At 57.7% G+C, this 15,844-nt stretch carries 17 protein-coding genes; 9 read left to right on the top strand and 8 right to left on the bottom strand.

The annotated features are described in order from the left end of the window. Nucleotides 1–19: 19 nt before the first annotated feature. The 7 genes from FYJ74_RS07735 to FYJ74_RS07705 form a co-directional block, all read right to left on the bottom strand. Nucleotides 20–1,402: an amidohydrolase gene (locus FYJ74_RS07735; protein ID WP_154528999.1), complete on the bottom strand. Its 1,383-nt coding sequence runs from the start codon at nt 1,400–1,402 to the stop codon at nt 20–22. Nucleotides 1,403–1,605: 203 nt separating this feature from the next. Further along, nucleotides 1,606–2,673, bottom strand: a complete 1,068-nt coding sequence (locus FYJ74_RS07730; protein ID WP_326830908.1) for a DmpA family aminopeptidase — start codon at nt 2,671–2,673, stop codon at nt 1,606–1,608. A 134-nt stretch (nt 2,674–2,807) separates the two neighbouring features. Further along, on the bottom strand, nt 2,808–3,935 hold the full coding sequence (locus tag FYJ74_RS07725) for a sodium ion-translocating decarboxylase subunit beta (RefSeq protein ID WP_154528998.1): 1,128 nt from the start codon (nt 3,933–3,935) through the stop codon (nt 2,808–2,810). Between the two features lie 47 nt (nt 3,936–3,982). After that, nucleotides 3,983–4,492, bottom strand: coding sequence for a peptide-methionine (S)-S-oxide reductase MsrA (gene msrA / locus FYJ74_RS07720; protein ID WP_154528997.1), 510 nt, complete (start codon nt 4,490–4,492; stop codon nt 3,983–3,985). Between the two features lie 18 nt (nt 4,493–4,510). Beyond that, nucleotides 4,511–4,894 carry a winged helix-turn-helix transcriptional regulator gene (locus tag FYJ74_RS07715; RefSeq protein WP_154528996.1) on the bottom strand — a complete coding sequence of 128 codons (384 nt, stop codon included), beginning with the start codon at nt 4,892–4,894 and terminating at the stop codon, nt 4,511–4,513. Nucleotides 4,895–5,267: 373 nt separating this feature from the next. Beyond that, nucleotides 5,268–5,825, bottom strand: a complete 558-nt coding sequence (locus tag FYJ74_RS07710) for a zinc ribbon domain-containing protein (RefSeq protein WP_154528995.1) — start codon at nt 5,823–5,825, stop codon at nt 5,268–5,270. A 259-nt stretch (nt 5,826–6,084) separates the two neighbouring features. Continuing rightward, nucleotides 6,085–6,531 (bottom strand): hypothetical protein, encoded by a 447-nt coding sequence (locus FYJ74_RS07705; RefSeq protein WP_154528994.1) that lies wholly within the window; start codon nt 6,529–6,531, stop codon nt 6,085–6,087. A 355-nt stretch (nt 6,532–6,886) separates the two neighbouring features. Between FYJ74_RS07705 and FYJ74_RS07700 the strand changes: the two genes are divergently transcribed. From FYJ74_RS07700 to FYJ74_RS07690, 3 genes are all read left to right on the top strand, one after another. Further along, nucleotides 6,887–8,476: an N-acyl-D-amino-acid deacylase family protein gene (locus FYJ74_RS07700; protein WP_154528993.1), complete on the top strand. Its 1,590-nt coding sequence runs from the start codon at nt 6,887–6,889 to the stop codon at nt 8,474–8,476. Nucleotides 8,477–8,629: 153 nt separating this feature from the next. Continuing rightward, complete coding sequence (locus tag FYJ74_RS07695; RefSeq protein WP_154528992.1) at nt 8,630–9,040, top strand: VOC family protein; 411 nt, start codon at nt 8,630–8,632, stop codon at nt 9,038–9,040. Nucleotides 9,041–9,231: 191 nt separating this feature from the next. After that, entirely contained in the window at nt 9,232–10,509 is a 1,278-nt protein-coding gene (locus FYJ74_RS07690) for a GntT/GntP/DsdX family permease (protein ID WP_154528991.1), read from the top strand. 243 nt (nt 10,510–10,752) lie between these two features. On the opposite strand, the gene FYJ74_RS07685 is transcribed toward FYJ74_RS07690, so the two are convergent. Continuing rightward, nucleotides 10,753–10,959, bottom strand: coding sequence for a gamma-glutamyltransferase (locus FYJ74_RS07685; RefSeq protein WP_195838853.1), 207 nt, complete (start codon nt 10,957–10,959; stop codon nt 10,753–10,755). Nucleotides 10,960–11,347: 388 nt separating this feature from the next. Here FYJ74_RS07685 and rsmG point away from each other — a divergent pair, with 388 nt between their 5' ends. The 6 genes from rsmG (at nt 11,348) to FYJ74_RS07655 (ending at nt 15,642) form a co-directional block, all read left to right on the top strand. After that, the gene (gene rsmG / locus FYJ74_RS07680; protein ID WP_154528990.1) at nt 11,348–12,034 is read left to right on the top strand and encodes a 16S rRNA (guanine(527)-N(7))-methyltransferase RsmG; all 687 of its coding nucleotides are present in this window, start codon (nt 11,348–11,350) and stop codon (nt 12,032–12,034) included. Between the two features lie 4 nt (nt 12,035–12,038). Beyond that, nucleotides 12,039–12,800, top strand: coding sequence for a ParA family protein (locus FYJ74_RS07675; RefSeq protein WP_154528989.1), 762 nt, complete (start codon nt 12,039–12,041; stop codon nt 12,798–12,800). Beyond that, a complete protein-coding gene (locus FYJ74_RS07670) occupies nt 12,791–13,798 on the top strand; it encodes a ParB/RepB/Spo0J family partition protein (RefSeq protein ID WP_154528988.1) in 1,008 nt (335 codons plus the stop codon). Before FYJ74_RS07675 ends, FYJ74_RS07670 begins: the two co-directional genes overlap by 10 nt. Continuing rightward, entirely contained in the window at nt 13,795–14,034 is a 240-nt protein-coding gene (locus tag FYJ74_RS07665) for a hypothetical protein (RefSeq protein ID WP_154528987.1), read from the top strand. The genes FYJ74_RS07670 and FYJ74_RS07665 overlap by 4 nt, the downstream gene beginning before the upstream one ends. Nucleotides 14,035–14,512: 478 nt before the next feature. Further along, nucleotides 14,513–14,998 carry an HIT family protein gene (locus tag FYJ74_RS07660; protein WP_154528986.1) on the top strand — a complete coding sequence of 162 codons (486 nt, stop codon included), beginning with the start codon at nt 14,513–14,515 and terminating at the stop codon, nt 14,996–14,998. Next, entirely contained in the window at nt 14,986–15,642 is a 657-nt protein-coding gene (locus tag FYJ74_RS07655) for an IMPACT family protein (RefSeq protein WP_195838852.1), read from the top strand. The genes FYJ74_RS07660 and FYJ74_RS07655 overlap by 13 nt, the downstream gene beginning before the upstream one ends. The last annotated feature ends 202 nt before the right edge of the window (nt 15,643–15,844 follow it).

The following is a 15,844-nucleotide window of genomic DNA, read 5'->3' as shown; positions in this document are numbered from 1 at the left end:
ATCCCGGACGCTTCCTCATTTACGCCGTGCCCGGCATGGGCACGGGAATGTCGGCGGGGATGGGACAACGGTAAGGTTCACCGCGGGTGGCTTTGAGGAACTCAGCCTTGGCGGCGGCAACAAGCTGCGGGTCGGCGGCGGCTTTGGAGGCAGTCAGAGCCAGGGCGCGGGCACCGTAAAGCATGCCTTTCATGCCGATGGACGAGCCGGCGCAGGATGTGACCTGCCAGCTGTGGCCGGGCGCGGCGCAGTTCCATGAGGCCGTGTTCACTTCCGCACAGGGAACGATGTGCTGCACGTCGCCCACGTCGGTGGAGCCAAAGCCATTCTCCTCGCGGATACCGACGCTGACGCCAAGCGGGCCGTCGTAATCAGGGCGCCGTTTGATCTGATCGTAATTCGGATTCTGTACGTTGATGGCCTCGGCGAATTCCAGCTCTTCCTCGGTCCAGACGGGCCTTTCCACCTCCTGCAGGCTTTGATGGAGCGCGTCGCCGAGGACGCGGTTCTCCAGCGTCGGATAACAGCCGCCGAGGAACTCGATCTCCACTTTTGTCTCGGTCATGTGCGCCGCCCCCTCGGCGACTAAGACGAGGCGGCGATACGTGTCTTCCACGGCTTCGCGGGTCAGGGCGCGCACGAAGTACCAGACGCAGGCTTTGTCGGGGACGATGTTGGGGGCCATGCCGCCCTCGGTGATGACGTAGTGGATGCGGTTGTCCATGGTGACGTGCTCGCGCAGGTAGTTGGCGCCGACGTTCATCAGTTCGACGGCGTCGAGGGCAGAGCGGCCGTTCTCCGGCGCGCCGCCGGCATGAGACGTGCGTCCGACGAAATGGAACTTGGCGCTGTTCAGCCCGGTCATGACGCCGCGCATGACGCAGTTTTTCGTGCCGCCGTGCCAGGAAAAGGCGATATCCAGCTCACGGAATGCGCCGCCGCGGGCCATGAAGACCTTGCCGGTGAGAGTTTCTTCGGCGGGACAGCCGTAGTAGACCACCGTGCCGGGACGGCCGAAAGCCCGCAGCTCTTCTTTCAAGCCGTACGCCGCCGCCAACGGCGCCGCGCAGAGCAGGTTGTGCCCGCAGCCCTCTCCCGGCGCACCTTCCTGTACAGCTTCCTGGCAGGTGCTGACCTTTTGGCTCAAACCGGGCAGAGCGTCGAACTCGCCCAAAAAACCGATCACCGGGCCGCCGCTGCCCCAACTGGCACGCAGGGCGGTGGGCATGCCGTACAGCCCCGTCTCCACGGCAAAACCCAGCTCGCGCAACAGCTCGGCCGTGACTGCGCACGTGTTCACCTCGTTGTAAGCGGTCTCGGGATGTTCCCAGATCTTTTTGGCGTGAGCGACAAATTGTTCCTCCCGCGCCTGAATCGCTTTTAACGCGACTTCTCCAACCATAAAAAAACCTCCCTCTGGATTTTTCGAATTCATGCGCGGCAAAAACGGGAGATTGCCGCGGAAACCAAGAAAAACATCCGAAAGCATATAACATAACACCAGCTTTCATCCGCTCCGACAGAAAATGTTCCACGTGGAACATTTTATCCGAAAAGGCGCACAGAGCTTTTTTTCCGGATTGACGCGTCTCTTTGCCTTTGGACTTAACAGCGTGGCGCGGGCAGCCCCGGCACGCGCCCGGCCAGATCGGCCAGCGAAACGCGCCGGTGGCCCTGAAAACCCGTCACCGTCTCGGCCGCCAGCATGGAGGTGAGGATCGCCTCGTGCGTCGACTCGATCACGGCGCGGAAGAAGAGATTGGCGTGAACGTCGCTGACCGAACGAAGCGCCAGTTCGCCCGTCGCGTCGATGGGAATCCGCTGCGCGGTGGAAAAGGCCACGGCGATCTCGCCGCTGCCGTTGCCGATGATCGAGCCGGTACGAGTGATGCCGGCGCTGGAGCGTTTGCAGAGCCGCTTCAGCTGGCGCGCGGTCATCGGCGCGTCGGTGGCGATCAGCACGATGCAGGATCCCTGCTCGTGCAGCTGTTCCGCGGCGAGGATCTTTTTCGCTTCGGCGCCCGTTAGCTGGCCGTTCAGCGTGAAGTCCTCCATCTCGCCGAAGTTGCTCAGCGCCAGCGCGCCGAGCGTATAGGTCCGTGCGCCGGCGGTCACCAAACGCGAAGCCGAGCCGACGCCGCCCTTGAACTGGTAGCAGCTCATGCCCCGTCCCGCGCCCACGGCGCCGAGCGCGAAATCGGGCGCGGCGGCCGCCAGCGCTTGACGCGCCAGCTCCGGCGTCACCGCCTGGGCGCGAATGTCGTTGAGAAAACCGTCGTTGCACTCGCACACCAGCGGATTGACTGTGCCCGCCGCGCCGCCGATCGACGGTTCGCTCTCGATCATCGCCTGGGACAAAGCGCGCCAGGCGTCGCCGACGCTGAGCGTGTTCGTCAGCAGAATCGGCGTTTCCAGCGTACCCAGCTCGTCGATCTGCACCAGCCCCGCCGTCTTGCCGAAGCCGTTGATCACGTGCGAGGCGGCGATCAGTTTGTTCTGAAACGGACTGCCCGGCGCGGGGATTACCGCCGTCACGCCCGTCTGCGTTTTTCCTTCCGCCAGCGTCGCGTGTCCCACGATCACGCCCGCCACGTCGGCGATCGTGTTGCGGTGGCCTTTGGGCAGGCGGCCGGCGCTCAGCCCAAAACGCTCGAGCCAGTCGTTGTTTTTCACGTTTCACACATCCCTTTCACAGCGCAAGATGAAAGAATCCCATCTATATTATAGCCGCCGGGCCATAAAAATCGAGCCGCTCCGTCTCTTCCATCCGGAAAGAACGGAGCGGCTCGATTTTGGGTAAAAGGAACTCAGCCCAGCAGCGCCAACAGCAGCCCGCCGGCGACGACGGAGCCGATCTGACCGGCCACGTTGGCCGCGGAAGCCTGCATGAGCACGAACGTGCCGGTTTTTTCCCTGGCCGCCATCTGCTGGATCGTGCGCGACGACATCGGGAAGGCGGAAATGCCCGCTGCGCCGATCATCGGATTGATCTTTTCCTTCATGAACAGATTCAGCAGCTTGGCGCTGAGCACGCCGCCGGCCGTGTCGAAGACGAAGGCCACCAGCCCCATGCCGAGAATCATCAGCGTGTCGGCGCGCAGGAAGCGGTCGCCCGTCATCGTGCAGGAGATGCCCAGTCCCAGCATGATCGTGACGATGTTGGCCAGCTCGTTCTGGGCGCTGTTGGAAAGCCGCGCGACCACGCCGCTCTCGCGCAGCAGATTGCCGAACATCAAAAAGCCGATCAGCGTCGACGACGAGGGCGCGAAGATGCCGACCACAATGGTGACGACGATCGGAAAGAAGATCCTGGCGCGCTTGCTCACCGTGCGCCCGGCGCGAAGCGTCATGTTCATCCGCCGCTCCTCTTTGGTCGTCAGGGCGCGGATCACCGGCGGCTGGATGACCGGCACCATTGACATATAGGAATACGCCGCCACGGAAATGGGACCGAGCAGCTGCGGCGCGAAGCGGCTGGAGACGAAGATCGACGTGGGGCCGTCAGCGGCGCCGATGATGCCGATGGAAGCCGCCTCCCTGACGCTGAAACCAAAAACATAGTACGCCAGCCCCATGGTGAGGAAGATCCCCACCTGCGCCGTCAGGCCGAAAAGCGCGTAGACCGGGCGCTCCATCACGGGCGAAAAATCCATCATCGCGCCGATGCCGATAAAAATCAGCAGCGGGAACATCTCATTGGCGATGCCGGCATCGAACAGCACGCTGATCGCGCCGGGCACCACCGTGCCGCCCACGGCCTGCGTCAGCGCGGCCGTCATGGGAATGTTCACCAGCACCGTGCCGAATCCCATCGGCAGCAGCAACGAAGGCTCGTACTCCTTCCCCACCGCCAGCCAGATCAGCGTCAGGCCGATGCCGATCATGACCGCCTGCTGCCAGGTCAGGCTCAAAAATCCCTGAAACAACGCTTCCAAAACGATTCTCCTCTCAAAATTCCAACGATGCCGCAGCGAAGCGCGGCTCAGTCGTCCTCGGGCGGCAGCGGCTCGTCGAGCAGGGCGAGGTTGACGTGGCAGTAGCCGCACGGCCTCTTTTTCAGATAATCCTGATGGTACTCCTCGGCCGCATAAAAGTTGACCAGCGGTTCCACCGTCGTGACGACGGGATCGTCCCAGTTCTTCTGCTCCTTGGCGAGAAGTTCCTCGGCCAGACGACGCTCCCCGTCGTCGTTGTAACAGATGGACGTGCGGTACTGCGCGCCGATATCCGGCCCCTGCCGGTTCAGCGTCGTCGGGTCGATGATGCGCAGATAGTGGCGCAGCAGCGTGCGCAGGCTGATGACCTGCGGATCGTATTCGACCTTGCAGGCCTCGGCGTATCCCGTACCGCCGGCTTTGACCTGTTCATATGTCGGGTGCGTCATGCGCCCGTTGGCAAATCCCACTTCCGTGTCCAATACGCCGGGCAATTCCCTCATGTAGGCCTCGAGGCCCCAGAAACAGCCTCCGGCCAGAACGATCCTCTTCGACATCGCTCTCCTCCTTATTGCTCATTGCTCCCGCGGCTCGGCGGAAACTGGCATACGCTCGGGAATCGCCGCCACGTCCAGCCCCAGATCCTCTTTGAAGGCGCGTCCCCAGTTCCACATGGATTCAATCACCGGTCGCAGCGAACGACCGCGCGCGGTCAGCGAATATTCCACGCGCGGCGGCACCTCGGGATAAACGGCGCGGTCTACCAGACCTGCCTTCTCCATGCTGCGCAACTGCGACGTGAGCACCTTCTGCGAAATGCCTGCGAGCGACCGTTTCAGCTCGCTGAAGCGCCGCGCGCCGAGAAAGAGGTCGCGCAGGATCAGCACGCTCCATTTGTCGCCGATCAGCTTCAGCGTCGTCTCCACCGGACAGGCGGGAAAGAGATCCTGCTTGTCCATGATCTTCCCTCCGATCTCGCGGACGCCGCAAGCTTGCGTCGAAACAGCAGGCGGCGGCTCCGGTTATTTTATATCGAAATTATATTCTGCGCCGCGGCGAAAAGCAAACGCGACACGTCTTGGCGCTTTCAAGGGAAGCCGTATCGGGTACGGCGCGGAAAGGCGCGATCTGTATCGTTTTCGGCGAATATTTCACGGAAAGGGCGCGCGATGACGCCAAGGCGCGCTTTCGCCGCACGGCGCCGCGGCGATCCCGTCTTTTGAATAAAATACTATAGATCAAATTGAATTCTCTGTCCGACGGGGCCGCAAAGAAACAGGGCCGCCGGCTGTCGTTTTTTCGACAGCCGGCGGCCCTGTCCATCCCGTTCGCTCAGGCGGACGAACGCGCGCTTTCTTTCCAGAGACGATATAGCGCGAAAAGCAGCGCCAGCGCCGTCAGCCCCACCGAGATCCAGCGCAACCCGGGCGACATCTCCGTCGCAGCCGCGCCGCCCTCCTGAGGCAAGGCCAGTGCCCAGATGTAGAAAAGGCCGTACCCCCCGAAAAACCATTTGATCACCTTTCCGTGGCGGCGGCTGAAGATGAACGGGATGCTGACGAAGGGGAAAACGACGCCGACAACGCAAAGGCAGAGCGTGCCAAACCACGAGGCCATCGCCGCGCCGGCTTTTTTGGCTTCGGCGGCCACGGCTTTGCCCTTATCGGCCATGTAGCCGCAGGACGAACACTCGCCCTTGAACATGCGCGCGCCGCAGCGCGGGCACTTCTGCCCTTCGTCGTCGGCCCGCACGCCGCACTGCGGACAGACCGCGCCGTCGTACTCGGCGCCGCAGTTTTTGCAGATGTGATCCGCCGCGCGCCCGCCGCAATAAGGGCATTCGTGCAGGGAGCCGTCGAATTCGGAACCGCAGTAAGCACACTTCTTCATCGATGATTCCTCCATTCGTCGGGGTGAGGTGAGACCCGGAATCAATTTTTTATTTTTAGATAATATCACAGCGGCCGCCAAAAAAGAAGCAATGCGGAACTCTTCATCCCGAAGCGCCGTACGATACGCGCCGAACGAACAATTTTGCGAACAATTTTGTGGCAAGAAATATTGATTAATATTGACTATAAATTTCCCCAGCCTCGGCCTCGCCGACGAAAAAGATCCCGCGAACGCTTTTCGTCCGCAGGATCTTTCTTCAAGCTTCTTCGTTTTTCTTCCACGTGGCGTCGGTGAACACTGTGCCGAAGCGCACGTTGACGCCGAACTTCGGAGCCGTCATCAGGCCGTCGGCGTTGCGCTCCGCCAGACCGGCGACGATCGCCGCGGTCTGATCGGGGAACTCCGTCACCGGCGTCTCGCCGTCCATGTACGCCTTGGGCATGACCTCGCCGGCAAAACCGTAACGGCGCAGGCAGGCCTTGGCGTGTTCGGCCAAAAGCGCCATTTTGCCCTCCGCTTCAAAATACGCGCGCGCGTAAGACCAAACGCTGCCGTCGGCCGGTTCGAGCCTGACGGCGTAGGATACGGCCTGCGTCAGCGCCGGATAAGGCAGTTTCTCATCGCCCCGCAGCGAAGCGTAGCCGACCAGCACGGCGCCGGCGTTCAGCAAGTTGCGGCGCAGTTCTTCCCTCAATACACCCATTGGAAAAATCCTCCTCGATCAGCGCTCTGTGAAACGTCGTTTTTCCTATTATATACCAGTTCCCGATCTCCCATTTGATTTTACAAATGTCAAGAGCGCCATCACTTATAAGTATAATTCGAATAGCAGACTTTATTGGCCTTTTGCGTCCTTTTTTATAAATGCTCGCCCTATATTAAACGCGAGAGTGCATAATAGCATTATTTATTTATGTTATAATTTTTTTTGCGAGCGATATGTCGCCGGCAAGTTCACTTCAAAGATGGGAACCTCTCTTAAGAAGAGACGCCGGTCTTCGAATTTTATTTTTACCGTGGATTGAACAGATAATGACGTTTTTTAAGGAGGGAATACATTGCTGGATCTTTTGATTCGAAACGGTACCGTCATCGACGGAACACGAACGACGCGCCGAAAATCAGACGTTGGCGTCCGCCATGGAAAGATCGTCGCGGTCGCCCCGCAGATCGAAGAAGAAGCAAAGGAAACGATCGACGCCTCTGGAAAAATCGTCGCTCCTGGATTCATCGATATCCATTCCCACTCCGACATGAGTCCCTTTTTCACCGATCAGAAAATGCAGAGCAAACTCTATCAAGGCATCACGCTCGAGATTGTCGGAAACTGCGGCATCTCGTGTCTGCCGACCGACGACGCTTCACGCGAGGCGATCACCCGCTTCATCTCCTCAGGTCTCGAGCTGCCGATGGATGGCAAGACCGTCGAGGACGATTCTCTGTCGGATTATGCAGAACACCTGAAGCGTTGCCCAGCCGCGACAAATATCGGCGTTCTTGTCGGTCACGGCACACTTCGCGGCATGGTCATGGGATTTGGCATGCGAAAGCCGACTTTCGAGGAACAGAAACATATGGAGCGCGTGCTTGAACGGGAGCTCAGCAAAGGGGCATTCGGCATGTCGCTCGGCCTGATTTATCCGCCCAGCTCGTACGGTGCGGTTGATGAGTTTATCGCGTTGGGCAAAGTGCTCAAAAGACATGATGCGATCCTCACTGTCCACATGCGCAGCGAGAGCACGAAAATCTTTGAAGCGGTCGACGAAATGCTCGAAGTGGCGCGCCATTCCGGAGTCCACGTCGAGATTTCCCATCTCAAGTTGATCGGCAAACCGCAGTGGGGCCATTCCAAAGCGCTCCTTGCGAAAATCAAAGCAGCCCGTGAAGAAGGGTTGAACATCACGTGCGATCAGTATCCCTATACCGCAACGTCGACAGGCATGTCGGCCTTGGTCCCTGCCTGGGCCCATGATGGCGGTTCGGATGAAATGTGCAAACGACTTGCATCTCCAACGGAAGAATTACTCTCTGAAACGGAAACTGAAATCGAACGTCGCGGCGGCGCTCATGCGGTTCTGGTCGTTTCCACGCACGGCAAGCTTCCGCAATATGAAGGAAAGCGTCTCGATGAGATCGCCGCGGATATGGAACTGCCTCCGGCCCAGGCTGTCGTTCGCCTGCTGCGTGCGAGCGATGGGGGCGTTCCGTGCTGTTACTTCAGCCTTTCGGAAAACGATATGCTGCACATTATGCGCGAGCCATTCGTCTGTATCGGATCGGACGGTTACGCAATGACCTATGACCGTCATTTCCTGGGGACGAATCCGCACCCGCGCAGTTTCGGTACCTTTCCACGTTATTTCCAGACGATCAGGGAGCATCAGCTGATGAGCCTCGAGGACGCTGTTTACAAGGCTACAACGCTTCCAGCGCAAATTCTCGGCCTGAAGGACCGTGGCGTGATTGCCATCGGTAAGATCGCGGATATAACCGTTTTCGATGCGGCCGAAATTAGCGACCGCGCCACATACACCGATTCTCTGCAGAAACCGGCAGGCATTGGCGCGGTTGTGATCGACGGCCGTATCGCGTTCAAAAATGGCGAACAGGTCGGCAATAATATCGGACATCTTGTCGTTCATAAATAACTATCATAAGGGGAGAAATTTCTATGTTGGGGCCACATGCGTTAATTCCTGAAGAATCGTTGTGGGCATTGAATGAAAGATGGCACTTTTGTAAATGAGTACATGATGATAAAACAGCTGTGATCGTTCAGCTGAAATTTGTGGAGGTAAAGCATGAGATTAGATGGTTTCGGATTACTGGTTAATGACATGGCAAAGATGATTCGGTTTTACAGAGATGTGCTTGGCTTTGAAATAAAAGAGTCAGAAGACACATCAAATGTGTATCTTGTAAAAGATGGAACATTGTTTCTGCTATACGGTAGGAAAGACTTTGAGAAGATGACAAGGCATCAGTATGATTATATCAATGGCCTAAATGGTCATTTTGAAATGGCACTCTATGTTGATACGTTTGAAGAGGTAGATGCTTCATTCAAATATGCCGTGGAAAAAGGTGCAACACCTGTGTTAGAGCCAACGACAGAACCTTGGGGACAGAGAACTTGCTATGTTGCTGATCCCGAAGGTAATCTGATTGAGATAGGTTCATGGGATAAGCCCTACGAAGAAAAGGATTTATGAATTTTGGTTTCATGAGGATAACGAAATGTACGCACTGGCAGCGATAAAATCGAATACCTTACTCCGTAACGGTGCATACGGCATCGTTATGAGGGGTGTGCAAAATTGCACACGGGGCTGTTCATCGTTAAGGGGTAGAAAAAGGCTGCCGTTATGTTGTATCAAATTAGACACGGCAACAGATCCCGCTTGTGGTATACATCCTTGTTTCGTTCCGTCCGAAAGTTCATGCGCTGACGATCGCGATGATCGCCTGTTTGTTTGGTTATATTCTGACGGGACAAACTCCCGCCATGACGGGAGCTCTCGTCGTGAAATCGCTGGGATCGACGCTCGGCCTGATCGGTTTCATCATCATGTGCGGCGCCGGGCTCGGCAGCGTCATGAGCGAGGCGCGCGTAAGCCATACGATCGTGTATTGGATCGTCAAATATATCGGCGTGACGACTGAAAAACGGGCCATTCTCTGCGTGATCGTCACGACAACACTTGTCTGCGGTCTGCTGGGAACCCTGGCGGACGGTTGCGCTATCGTCGCTCCCATCCTCATTCCGATTGTAGCGGCGGCAGGATTGAAACCTGCCACGGTGGCCTGTCTTTTCCAGTCATCCGGCGAAACGGGCCTGATCTGGGGTCCGTTCACGGGACCGACCGTCGCTCTCCTTGCGATTACACACCTGAGCTACGGTCGTATGATGCTGTGGGCCGCGCTTCCTTATAGTCTTATTTGGCTCACGGTCATCTACTTCTGCGGTCTGCGAATCCAGCACGATCCAAGTTATGACGAAAAATACGAGCTCGACGCGGCCGAACAGACCACGCTCGGCATCACAGCTCAGGAAAAACGCGTGACACTGGCGTTTATGATCGGCTTTGTCGGGCTTTTGACGTTTTCGATGATCACACATCAAAAAACAGCGTTCACGGTGTTTGTAATGTTGGTTCTGGCACTTGTGATCTGCCTTTTCAAACCCCTCGATATGTCAGTCATGTTCCGGGCGTTTGCCAAAGGCATGGGTTCCATGGCCGGCACATTTCTTCTCTTTATCTTGCTGAACATGATGCTCGAATACATCAACTATGGTCATGGCTTTGAATCTCTTGGCAAAATCCTTGTTTCGTTTGCAGGGCAGGGGAGCCGTATTATGGTCGTTATTATGGGCACATTGGTCGGTTCTTTCGGCGTCAACGGCGGCGCCGTCGCGCAGCTGCAAGTTACGCACGATTTGTTCGCCAGCGCCGTGGAAACAGCCTCCGTCCCCATGGAATTCTGGGCTCTGGCGCTGATTTGCGGTTCCCGCGTCACAACGTCGATCTATCCCGGATCGAACATGATCGCTCCAATGGGACTGGCGCGCAGCGAAAGTCTGAAGGCCATGCTGTTCGGCGGCTGGTCAGTATCTATGACGTCGATCGCATTCATCATCGTGTGGGCATGGTTTGCGATGCCGCTTTTCTTCCCGGTATAGCAAGGCAAGAGAGCCCCGAGAGAGCTAGAGATCGAGCTGCGCAGACCGCACAACGGTTGAGTATGTTCAAATGGCTGGATTTCTTCGAGAGATTCCTTGGAAAGATTACACCACGTGTTTCATGGGGAAATGCCATCATGAAGAATAAACCATCCGGTCAATAAAAATCGGCTCCTGCAAAGTTGTCTGCAGGAGCCGATCTTATTGATCACAGCGCAGATTTTAAGAACTGCTTACCGATAATCAAAACTCGTGACGCAAATCGTGACTTCCCGCCACTTCTCCGGTCTGTGGATCGATCAAAACGGCGTTAACATCCCCCATGTAGAATTTGAGTGACAGCGAATAGCCCGTGGCGAGCAGGCTGTCAACGGTTTCACCACTGAGGCCGTTCATCGGTTCCACGCGCAGTTCGTCGGGCAGCCACTGCATATAATACTCTGGGGACACTGACCGCCTCGTTGATAGGCATTTTATGGTCGATCACGTTGGAAATAATTGCAGTGCGGAAGTGATAATGCGGGCGCCGTCGGGGCTGCCGACGACCATAGAGATTCCCCTATCTATAGTCAATATTAATCAATGACTTATATCTCTTTTGCTTTCATGAAGAGGGAAAAATTCCATCGGCAAAACATTCGCTGGGCACCTTCCCCAACCGTCTGATGAACACAGCACCGCTTTTCTGCAGGAGGATTCGCACGTTAGCGCCAATGCCCCGTCGTTCCGCGTGCCTTTTCTTCCCAAGCAGGTTTTCAAGAAAAAGGATTCTCGCTGTTCCACGTGGAACATTTTTGCGATATGATTGAATCGAAAATGAAACATGGAGGTGAACCCCATGGAGATTCAACCGCTGCCGTTACTTCCCGAACTGTCCGCGAAAACGTTGACGCAGCTGCGTCGCTACGCTTCGCTGCTGTCTGTTGCCAACGAACGCGTGCGGCTGACGGGGCCGCACGACAAGGAAACTCTGTGGCACGATCATATCGAAGATTGTCTGCACGTGCTGCCGCTGCTCCCGCTTTCGGGCGCCGTCGTCGACGTCGGCACCGGCGGCGGCCTGCCGGGGGTCGTGCTGGCCATCTGCCGTCCCGATCTGAAATTCACGCTGCTGGACAGCCTCTCGCGCAAGATGAAGGCGCTGAACGAGATCGTCGCTGCGCTGGAGCTGGGAAACGCCGAGGTCGTCTGCGCGCGCTCGGAAGATTTCGCCGCTGCGTGCCGCGAGCAGTACGATGCCGCCGTGGTGCGGGCCGTCAGTGAAGCCGGCGTTATCGCCGAATATCTGGCGCCGTTGGTGCGCGAAGGCGGTGTGCTGGCCGCCATGAAGGGCAGCTCCGTCGGCGACGAACTGGCGCCGCTGGAAGGCCGCTGGAACGCGCTGGGGCTCTCGGAGCCGAAACTTTACGAATACGATCTCAAAGATCATAAAAGTTATATGCTGCTCTGGAAAAAAAGCGCTCCCTGCCCCGCGGCTTATCCGCGCAAGCCGGGGCGGGCCGAAAAAAAACTGTGGTGGAGGTGAGACGATGAAGACCATCGCGGTCATCAATCAGAAAGGCGGCGTCGGCAAGACGACGACCTGCGTCAATCTGGCTTCCGAACTCGGCGCCATGCGCAAAAAGGTGCTCGTCGTCGATGCGGACCCCCAAGGCAACGCGTCCAGCGGCCTCGGCTTCCAGTTCGACGATTCCGTGTCGCTTTACGACATCGTCGTCGGCAACGAAGACCCCAAGTGGGCGCTGCACTCGACCAGCGCCAAAAACGTCTCGCTGATCGCCTCGAATATCAATTTGGTCGGCGCCGACCTGGAACTGGGAGGGAGCGACGGGCGGGAGTTCCGCCTGCGCGAAGCGCTGCAAAAACTCGAAAACGACTTCGACGTTGTCCTCGTCGACTGTCCGCCGTCGCTGGGGCTGCTCACCGTCAACGCGCTGGCCGCCGCCAACCGCCTGCTGGTGCCCATGCAGTGCGAATATTACTCCATGCAGGGACTCAGCCTGCTGGCGCGCACCGTGCAGATGGTCCGCGAGCAGGGCATCAACCAGGGCGCGCAGATCGACGCGATCCTGCTCACCATGTACAACCCAAATCTGCGCCTGACGCGCGAGATCGAGACGCAAATCCGCGATGTCTTCGGCGAACACGTGCTGAAGACGGTAATTCCCCGCAACATTGACCTGGCGGCAGCCCCCGCGCAGGGACTGGCCATCCGCGACTACGGCCGTTCCAGCCGCGGCGGGCAAGCCTATCACGATCTGGCATTGGAGGTCAAAAGACTATGGCTGTAAATCGCAAGAACACCGCCGCGGCCCAGGCCGCGAAGAAATCCGCCGCTTCCGCAAAAGGTCAAGCCCGCGTGACGGCAAAACCTTCCGAAAGCTCCGCAAAGTCCATCATCCAGGCCGGCCGCGGCCTCGGCGCGCTGCTGGCCAGACAGAACGTGAGCCGCGTCCCGCAGAACAGCGAAATAGCGCCGCTGGCCGACATCGAACCCAACCCCGACCAGCCCCGCAAAAATTTCGACGCCGCCGCGCTGCGCGAACTGGCGGCGTCCATCAAAGTTCATGGGCTGCTTCAGCCCCTGATCGTCACCCCCGCGCCGGCAAAAAGCTCCAAAAAATATCGCATCGTCGCCGGCGAACGCCGCTTTCACGCGTGCGAGCTGGCCGAACTCGCGGAAGTGCCCGTGCGCATCGTCCGCGGCGACGAGCAACTCTTCAGCGAGATCGCCCTCGTAGAGAATCTTCAGCGCGAAGATCTGACTGTGCTCGAGACCGCCAACGCGCTCAAAGTTTTGATGGAGAAACATCAGCTCACCCAGAACCAACTGGCCGAGCGCATCGGTTGGAGCCGCAGCGTCGTGGCCAACAAGCTCCGCATCCTCTCGCTGCCTCAGTGCGCGCTGGACCAGGTCGCCGCCGGCAACCTCAGCGAAGGGCACGCCAAAGCGCTGCTGTCTCTGAAGGAGCCGCAGAAATTTATTGAAGAGCTCGTGACGGGCTGCGTTGCACACCACTGGTCCGTTCACAACCTGCAAAAACGCGTCGATTCCCTCAACAGCCGCCGCGTTACCGTCCTTTACAAGGCCCCTCAGTTTGACCCCTGGCGTCCCAAAGGAGCGCTGAAAGTGGCACGCCGGCTCGGTCTGTCTTTCAGTGTCCTCGGCAACGAGAGAGAAAACCGCGTCGTCATCAACGGCATGCGCCGTGAGCAAGTGGAACGTCTTTTCGCCCTGCTGGACCGCGAAGCCGATTTTATGAGCGGAGATCCGGACAGCAATAAATGAAAATCCCCAACGTCAGAGACATCATCGTCTTCAGCCGCATTGTCGGAGCGGCTTTGCTCGTCTGCGGCTATCTGCTGGGGGGACTGTTCATCGGCCGCTGTTTTCTGGCCCGCGGTTACCCGCAATGGACGCTCCCCTTGTGCCTGATCGCCGGCCTGATCGGCGCGCTGCTCTCGGGAGTTTACGAGTTGAAAAGCATTCTCGCGATGATCCGCCGCGACCGTCAGAATCGGTGAAGTTGCGGCGTGATGCATCGAATGTCCAAAGTTATCCACATTTTGTCCACTTCTCCACCAGAACAAAAGCATACTTTCCGGCACTTGACAAAATTCCCCGGAAGAAAGGGGGTTCTTTCAAAAAATCTTTTGAAGAGAATACCATTTCAAGACGCCTAACGCTGAGGACTTTTGAAAACTCCGTTACAAAGAACGAACACAGAAAATTCGTTTTCACGATAAATCGCGATGCCGAAAAGTTCACATGGGAAGAGTTTTCTGACCATTCAAATTTCCCTTCGGCGCTTTGATTCACAGTTTCCACAGGATCACTCCGTTTTTTTCAAATCCTCTTGAAAAGAGCTTTTAAAAATCTTTTCTCGTACAGACGTGGCTGCAAAATTTTATAAGTACACATCTCGCTCACAAGTTATCCACCAATGTTATCCACAGCGGTGAATAACTCCCACCTTTTTGCTCATAGAAAAGAGGAAAGAACATGGAAACACTCATGGCCCCATGGAGATACACGTACCTCAACTCCACCAAAAGCGGCGGCAAGAGCTGTATCTTCTGCGATTTCCCCGCCGACGGCAGCGACGACAGAAAACACTTTATCGTCTTTCGCGGCACATATTGCTTCGTGATTCTCAACGCCTACCCCTACAGCTCGGGTCATCTGATGGTCATTCCCTACCGCCACACCACCGACCTGAGATCATTTACCTCCAAGGAGTCCCTGGAGTTCCACGACTTGATCGCCCGCTCCGTCGAATGTCTTAAAAGCGCGTTTCATCCCGACGGCTTCAACGTCGGCATTAACATCGGCACCGCCGCCGGCGCCGGCATCGATACCCATATCCACTGCCACGTCGTGCCGCGCTGGAACGGCGACAGCAATTTCATGGGCGCGATCGGCAATGTCAAGGTCGTCCCCATCTCCCTTGAAGAGACCTGGGAACGCTGCCGCACGTGCTGGCGTTAGAGCGGCCTTGCCGCCGTCCCACGGCTCCCGCTGTTTACAGCTTCAAGGAAAAACGCAGCGAATTCATCGCCGCCCTCTTTCCTTCCGCTGCGGGAGACGAAGCCCGCGCCGCGCTGGAATCCGTGCGCAGAGAGCACCACGGCGCCACGCACAACTGCCCGGCCTGGCGCGTCGGCTACCCCGAGGTGGAAGAGTTCTGTTCCGACGACGGCGAACCGGGAGGAACCGCCGGGCGCCCAATCCTCGGCGCTCTGCAAAAAGCGGGTTTGTTCAACGCTGCACTCGTGGTGACGCGCTACTTCGGCGGCATCAAGCTCGGCGTGCGCGGCCTCATCGACGCTTACGGCACCGCCGCGGCCGGCGTCATTGAACGTGCCGCGATCGAAACCGTCCTGCCTTTCAAAGAACTGGAACTGCGCTGCGGCTACGAGCATCTGGCCGCCCTCAGCCGCGCCGTCAAAAGCGCCGGCATCGCCGAGAACCGCCTGCGTACGACCTATGCCGTAGACGTCACGCTCAGCCTGCTCGTCTCTCCGGCACGGGAAGAACGGTTGCGGACTTTGCTCGACAGCTACGAAGGACGTCAACTGCTCGCCGCCCCGCCGCGCTGGGGAAAAAACTACGTGCTCACGGCGGAAACATAAACTCCCAATTCTCATGTCTTCAAAGATAGAAAAGCTCTCACACTCGCTTTCGCAAAAAAGGGCACAGGTTCTTCGCCCTTCTCAGCGCGCCGGAGGTGCGTCGAAAATCGCATGCCGTATGTTTTTTGCGGCACGGCTGCGCCAGCGCGACATTTTCAATGATGCTTTTTCATCGAAAATCAGTCTCAAAACATTGCAGGCG

Source organism: Pyramidobacter porci, assembly GCF_009695745.1.
GTDB lineage: Bacteria > Synergistota > Synergistia > Synergistales > Dethiosulfovibrionaceae > Pyramidobacter > Pyramidobacter porci.
This window is presented reverse-complemented; position numbering and strand designations above follow the sequence as displayed.